The organism is Streptomyces atriruber (genome assembly GCF_001418325.1).
In the GTDB taxonomy this organism is placed as follows: domain Bacteria; phylum Actinomycetota; class Actinomycetes; order Streptomycetales; family Streptomycetaceae; genus Streptomyces; species Streptomyces atriruber.
The window spans coordinates 1-6,430 of record NZ_LIPN01000201.1 but is presented as its reverse complement, the minus strand read 5'-3'; the positions used below and the strand labels follow the sequence as shown (position 1 = coordinate 6,430).

The 6,430-nt window shown below is 72.5% G+C and carries 5 protein-coding genes; 4 read left to right on the top strand and 1 reads right to left on the bottom strand.

What is annotated here, in order from left to right:
• Positions 1–1,176 (bottom strand): NsdA family TPR-like regulatory protein (locus AOK03_RS21845; protein ID WP_055567010.1); only part of this gene is annotated, 1,176 nt, incomplete at its 3' end.
• 361 nt (positions 1,177–1,537) lie between these two features.
• Between AOK03_RS21845 and AOK03_RS21840 the strand changes: the two genes are divergently transcribed.
• The 4 genes from AOK03_RS21840 to AOK03_RS21825 form a co-directional block, all read left to right on the top strand.
• The gene (locus AOK03_RS21840; RefSeq protein ID WP_055567009.1) at positions 1,538–2,197 is read left to right on the top strand and encodes a bifunctional DNA primase/polymerase; all 660 of its coding nucleotides are present in this window, start codon (positions 1,538–1,540) and stop codon (positions 2,195–2,197) included.
• A gap of 90 nt (positions 2,198–2,287) precedes the next feature.
• Positions 2,288–3,064: an ABC transporter ATP-binding protein gene (locus tag AOK03_RS21835; protein WP_167355630.1), complete on the top strand. Its 777-nt coding sequence runs from the start codon at positions 2,288–2,290 to the stop codon at positions 3,062–3,064.
• Positions 3,061–4,671, top strand: a complete 1,611-nt coding sequence (locus AOK03_RS21830; RefSeq protein ID WP_055567007.1) for a hypothetical protein — start codon at positions 3,061–3,063, stop codon at positions 4,669–4,671. The genes AOK03_RS21835 and AOK03_RS21830 overlap by 4 nt, the downstream gene beginning before the upstream one ends.
• 483 nt (positions 4,672–5,154) lie before the next feature.
• Positions 5,155–6,430, top strand: a 1,276-nt coding sequence (locus AOK03_RS21825; protein WP_055567011.1) for a PAS domain-containing protein, incomplete at its 3' end; no start/stop codon positions are given.

Here is a 6,430-nt window from a genome sequence, read left to right as displayed (position 1 = left end):
CGCCCGCCGCCGCGCCCGCGTCTCCGGATGCCCGTCCAGGGACTCCTGAGCGCTGCGCGCCGCCGCGTCGGCCTGCCCCAAGTCCCGGTGACAATGCGCCATTTCATCGGCCAGATACGCGTGGTCGAAGTGGCGGATCCACACCGGGTCGTCACCGGAATCAGTCGCTCCGGACGCCCGGTCCATCGCCTCGACCGCACGCCCCGCCACGACCTGCGTGGCCCGCACGTCGCCGAGCAGCGCGTGCCCACGCGCCTCGGCCGCGTAGAACATCGCCTCCGCGCGGGGCGTGACCCTCCCGCGCGTGCCCTCCTGGGCGGCCCGCGCCAACTGCGCGATCTCCCGCGGGTTCCCGAGCTGTGCGGCCAGGTGACTCATCGATGCCGCCAGTACGTACCCTCCGTACCCCCGGTCGCCCGCGGCCTGGGCGAGCCGGAGCGCCTGGATGTAATAGCGCTGGGCGAGGCCCGGCTGCCCCGTGTCGACCGCCATGTACCCGGCGAGCTCCGTCAACCGGGCCACCGCGGCGAAGAGTTCGCGCCCCACCGCTTCCCGGTAGGAACCCGCGAGCAGCCCGGAGACCACGGAGTTGAGGTAGTGCACGACGACCGGCCGCACATGACCGCTGCCGAACTGGTGGTCGAGCTGGGTCAGCGCCTCCGTCATCGCCTTGACCGCCGCCACGTCCGACATCCCGACGCGCGGCCCCGCGGTCCTGCCGACCTGCGAGTCCGGCGAGGAGATCAGCCAGTCACGGCTGGGCTCGACGAGCGCGGACGCGGCCACGGACGACCCGGAGAGGAAGTCGCGGCGGCCCACGTCACTGCGCCACAGCTCGCACACCTGCTCGATGGCGCCGAGCACGGTCGGCGAGAACTGCAGACCGACTCCGGAGGCGAGGTTCTTGCCGTTCGCCATGCCGATCTCGTCGATGGTGACGGTACGGCCCAGCTTGCGGCCGAGCGCCTCCGCGATGATGCCGGGCGCCCGCCCGCGCGGCTGCTGCCCACGCAGCCAGCGGGCCACCGACGTCTTGTCGTAGCGCAGGTCGAGGCCGTGCTCCGCACCACACATGTTGACCCTGCGGGCCAGTCCGGCATTGGAACAGCCGGCTTCCTGGATGAGCGCCTGCAGCCGTTCATTGGGCTGTCGCGCGACGAGAGGCCTGGCGGCCATGGCGTACCCCCTGTGTGCACCGTGGACCATCGGAACGGACGGCCGCGGTGGACCGCCTCAGGATGATCAATGCCCTTGGGGCAAGGCGAAGATGCGCCACAAAAGAAGCAAAAGAAGCCATAAAGAACTACAAGTGCCAAACTGTACGGTCCGGCAGGTCCGAACCGTACGGACCCGCCGGTCCCCGGGCTTCCTCCGAGGCGTCCTCCGATTGCCCGTGTCGTGGCTACCCGCACCCGGCAGCCAATCCTCCCGCGCGCCCCCACCCATGCACCCATGCGCCCCACTCGCAGGATCGATGCTCCTCCCCCGCCCTCGCGTGCGCCCGTAACCCGAGGTGGCACCGGGAGTTGAGAACTTCGTGGAAGAGACCATCGGAGTCACGTCAGCCGCGCAGATCCCGAAGCAGCGCGGAGAGGCCTTGCTCGACACGGCCGTGCGGTATGCGGAAGAGCGTCACTGGGACGTGTTCCCCGGGACCTGGCTCGAGTCCCTCGAGGGCGTCGAACAGTGCTCGTGCGGGGACACCGCATGCGACGCGCCCGGCGCACACCCCGCCCGCGAGGACTGGGCCACGCAGGCCACCGGCAGCGCGACCGTGGCCCGCAGGCTCTGGCAGAAGCAGCCCAAGGCGTCGATCCTGCTGCCCACCGGGCGCACGTTCGACGCGATCGACGTGCCCGAGACCGCCGGCTTCCTCGCGCTCGCCCGCATGGAGCGGATGGAGCTCACCCTCGGCCCCGTGACCTGCACGCCCGACCGCCGCATGCAGTTCTTCGTGCTGCCCGGCGCCACGGCCAAGGTCCCCGACCTCGTGCGCAAGCTGGGCTGGCCGCCGGCCGCCATCGACCTGGTCGCGCTCGGCGAGGGCACCTACGTCGCCGGTCCCCCGACCCGCTTCGGAGCCATCGGCGCCGTCCAGTGGGCCTGCCGCCCCACCGCCGCCAACCGCTGGCTGCCGGACGCCGAGGAGATCATCTCGCCGCTGGCCTACGCATGCGGCAGGGAAGCCCGCCGCTGACCCGCTGAGCTCCCCGGGGGCCGCCGCCGACGTATCGTGCGGACACGGCGAACACCTCGAAAACGGGCGGGCACAGTGGAGGGCGGCACGGTGACGGAAGCGGCGGCGGTACGGATCCAGGGACTCTGGAAGCGATTCGGTGAGCAGGTCGCCGTCGCCGGGATCGACCTGAGCCTGCCCGCGGGCAAGTTCATCGGCCTGGTCGGTCCCAACGGCGCCGGGAAGACCACCACCCTCTCCATGGTCACCGGCCTGCTCCGGCCCGACCAGGGCACCGTCGAGGTCGTCGGCCACGACGTGTGGCGCGACCCCGTCGAGGTCAAGTCCCGCATCGGCGTGCTCCCCGAGGGCCTGCGCCTCTTCGAGCGGCTCTCGGGGCGCGAACTCCTCGCGTACACCGGAAGGCTGCGCGGGCTGCCCGGCGCCGAGGTCGACAAGCGGGCCACCCAGCTCCTGGACGTACTCGACCTCGCGGGCGCCCAGCACAAGCTGGTCGTCGACTACTCGACCGGCATGCGCAAGAAGATCGGCCTGGCCGCGGCCCTGCTCCACAACCCCGAAGTGCTCTTCCTCGACGAGCCGTTCGAGGGCGTGGACCCCGTGTCCGCCCAGACCATCCGCGGCGTCCTGGAGCGCTACACCGCCTCCGGCGCCACCGTCGTCTTCTCCTCGCACGTCATGGAGCTCGTCGAATCCCTCTGCGACTGGGTCGCCGTCATGGCCGCGGGCCGCATCCGCGCGCACGGCACCCTCGCGGAGGTGCGGGGCGCGGCGCCCTCGCTGCAGCAGGCGTTCCTCGAACTCGTCGGCGCGCACGGCCGTACCGCGGGATCCGACCTCGACTGGCTGGGCGGCGGCCCCCGATGACCACGGCGCACCCCACCACGGACCCGGCGATCACGCCCGTCCTCATCCGCCTGAAGCTGTCCCTCCTGCGCAACGGCCTGCGCCAGTCGACCGGCCGCCGCGCCGCCTACATCGCGTCCGTCACCGTCGCGCTCCTCTTCGCCGCGCTGCAGCTCATCGGCCTCGTCGCGCTGCGCGACAACGCCCACGTCGCGACGGTCTGCGTGCTGCTCGTCGGGGTGCTCGCCCTCGGCTGGGCGGTCATGCCGCTGTTCTTCCCGAGCGGCGACGAGACCCTCGACCCGACGCGCCTGGTGATGCTGCCGCTGCGCCCCCGCCCGCTCGTACGGGCGCTGCTCGTCGCCTCCCTCGTGGGCATCGGCCCCCTGTTCACGCTCTGCCTCGCGGCCGGGGCGGCGGTCGCGCTGGCCCACGGCCCGGCGGCGGCCGTCACCGGCGTCGTCGCGGTCGCCCTCACCCTGCTCGTCTGCGTGGCGCTGGCCCGCGCCGTCGCGGCCGCCAACATCCGCCTCCTGACCAGCCGCAAGGGACGCGACCTCGCCGTCCTCAGCGGCCTGGTCATCGCGGTCGGCGCGCAGGTCGTCAACTTCGGGGCGCAGAAACTCGGTTCGTCCGGCCTCGCCACGCTCGACCCGGCCGCGGACGTCGTGCGCTGGATCCCGCCGTCCGCGGCGCTCGGCGCGGTGGACTCGGTCAGCGAGGGCGCGTACGCGACGGCGGCGGCCCAACTGGCCCTGACCGCGGCGGCGCTCCTCGCCCTCCTCGCCCTCTGGCAGCGCAGCCTGATCCGCCTGATGACGACACCGGACGGCTCCACGCTCGCGGCCGCCGAGCCGGACAAGGGCACCTCCCGCACGTCGGGCGCGCTCGGCGGGCTGCTGCCCGCGGGCCGCACCGGCACGGTCATGGAGCGCAGCCTGCGGTACGTCTGGCGCGACCCGAAGACCAAGGCGGCCTGGGTCACCTCCCTCGCCATCGGCCTGATCGTGCCGCTCTTCAACGCCCTGCAGGGCACCGGGTCCGTCTACTTCGCCTGCTTCGCGGCGGGGATGCTCGGGGTCCTCATGTACAACCAGTTCGGCCAGGACACCTCGGCGTTCTGGATGGTGGCGATGACCATCTCGTCGACACGCGACGCGTACGTGGAGCTGCGCGGCCGGGCCCTCGCCCTCCTCCTGATCACCCTTCCGTACGCCGCGCTGGTCACCGTCCTGACGACCGCGCTGCTGGACGACTGGCCCGCCCTGGCGGAGGTGCTCGGCCTCTCCTTCGCCCTGCTCGGCGCGATGCTGGCCACGGGCGCGTGGTCGTCGGCCCGCTTCCCGTATTCCATCCCGCAGGAGGGCTACAAGAACGTGGCCCCTGGCCAGGCGGGCCTCGCCTGGATCTCCATCTTCGGCGGCATGGTCGCGGCGGCCCTGCTGTGCGCGCCCGTCCTGGCCCTCACGATCTGGCTGCACGCCTCGGGCGAGGCCTCCTGGAGCTGGCTGCTGCTCCCGCTGGGCGCGGTCTACGGCGCGACGGTCACGGAACTGGGCGTGCGCCTGGCGGCCCCGCGCCTCGCCCGGCGCCTGCCGGAGATCCTCACGGCGGTGAGCAAGGGCTGATTCCGCAAGGCCTTCGGACCGTACAACCCTCGGACCGTACGGCCTGGAACGCAGGCGACCCGCGAGCCTGGATCCCTGCCGCCCGGGGCGGAGGGAGCCGGCCGGACGTACCGGCGGCTCGCGGGTCGGGTGACTGCTTTGGGTTTGGGCCGGCTGCACGCTCGTCTCACGTGCCGGCCCGGCACCGCACTGGGTGTGGTGGCAGGCCGCTAGCCCGCAGCCACCTCTCGCGTCCGCAATGAAATCACTGCCGGATCACCTCCTTTCTTCGAGTGATAGACACCTTAGGAAGCGGCGATGAGCGGCTCAACCGATTTTCTGGGTACGCGATCGCACAACGATTTCTCTCCAACTTCCGGGAACTTCCTGTGGGCTGCGTCACGTTCCAGTTGAATGATCTGACATGCGGTACGGGCAGATCGCGCAGCTCATGCAGTACAGGCAGCTCATGAGGACGAGGACACGGCCTGTAGGGGGTTCCACGTGAGTGCTTCGCGGCAGAGCGGAACTACTGACGAACTGGGTCCTGACGAACCCGAGCCCGGTGGTGCCGAGTTGCTCGCGGCACTGCTCGACGGAATGGACGCCGCGCTCTGCGCGTTCGACGCCGACGGTGTGGTGACGCACTGGAACCGCGAGGCCGAGCGGATCCTCGGCTGGACGGCGGCGGAGGCCGTCGGGCGGCACGGGTTCACCGGGTGGGCCGTGCGGCCCGCCGACGCCGGGGAGGTCGAGGAGCGGCTGCTGTCCGCGATGGACGCGCCGGGCCGACAGGTGCACGAGTTCGCGCTGGTGACCAAGGACGGCGGACGGGTCCTGGTGCGGATGCAGTCGGCGTCCGTGCGGGGCGGGGACGGCAAGTCGTCGGGGGTGTACTGCGCCTTCAGCGAGGTCCACGCGCAGATCGACCTGGAGCGGTCCATCGCCCTGAGCGAGGCGCTGTTCGAGACGGCGTCGTGGGGCGTGGTGCTCGTCGACGCGGATCTCAGGCCCGCCGTCGTGAACGAACACGCCGCCCGCGCCTTCGGGGTCGGCCGCAGCGCCGTCCTCGGGCGGCCGCTGGCCGATCTGCTCGGACAGGGCGTCGAGGAGCTGGAGAGCGCGCTGACCCACGTACTGGCCGAGGGGACGCCGCCCGCGCCCGCCGAGCTGTGGGTGACGGTGCGGGCCGGGGCGGAGGACGGGGACGAGCGGCGCTGCTGGCGCAGCGGCTTCCTGCGGCTCGCCTCGCCGCTCGCCGAGGAGCCCGTGCCGCTGGGCGTCGGCTGGCTGTTCCTCGACGTCACGCAGGCCAAGCAGACCGAGCAGGTGGCGGCGCAGCTGCGGTTCCGCTCCCAGCAGTTGCACCGGGCGGCGCGGGCCACCGCGGAGTGCGAGGACCCGACGGAGGCGGCCACGGTCCAGCTGGACTTCGCGCTCGCCGGGTTCGCCGACCACGCGCTGGTGGACCTGCTCGCGGGCGAGGATCCGGTACGTCTGGTCCGCATCGCCGCGACACCGGCGGGGCCGCCCGGTCCCTGCCGTCCCGTCGCCACGGCGGGCATCCCCGTCCGCTACCCCGAAGGGCATCCCGCGGCGCAGAGCGTGGAGCGGGTCGGGTCCGTGCGGGCCAGTGCGGGGGTGGGGGCTTCGGTGGAGCGGGTTCGGGAGTGGGCGGCGGTTCGGCAGTGGCCCGACGACTCGGTGCACGCCCTCTGTGTCGTCCTGCGCAGCAGGGGGCGCACGCTGGGCGTGGTGACGTTTCTCCGCGGGGCGGGGC

Excerpts from the sequence above, each read along its gene's own strand:
- AOK03_RS21830 (WP_055567007.1), top strand. The coding sequence starts at position 3,061 with ATGACCACGGCGCACCCCACCACGGACCCGGCGATCACGCCCGTCCTC.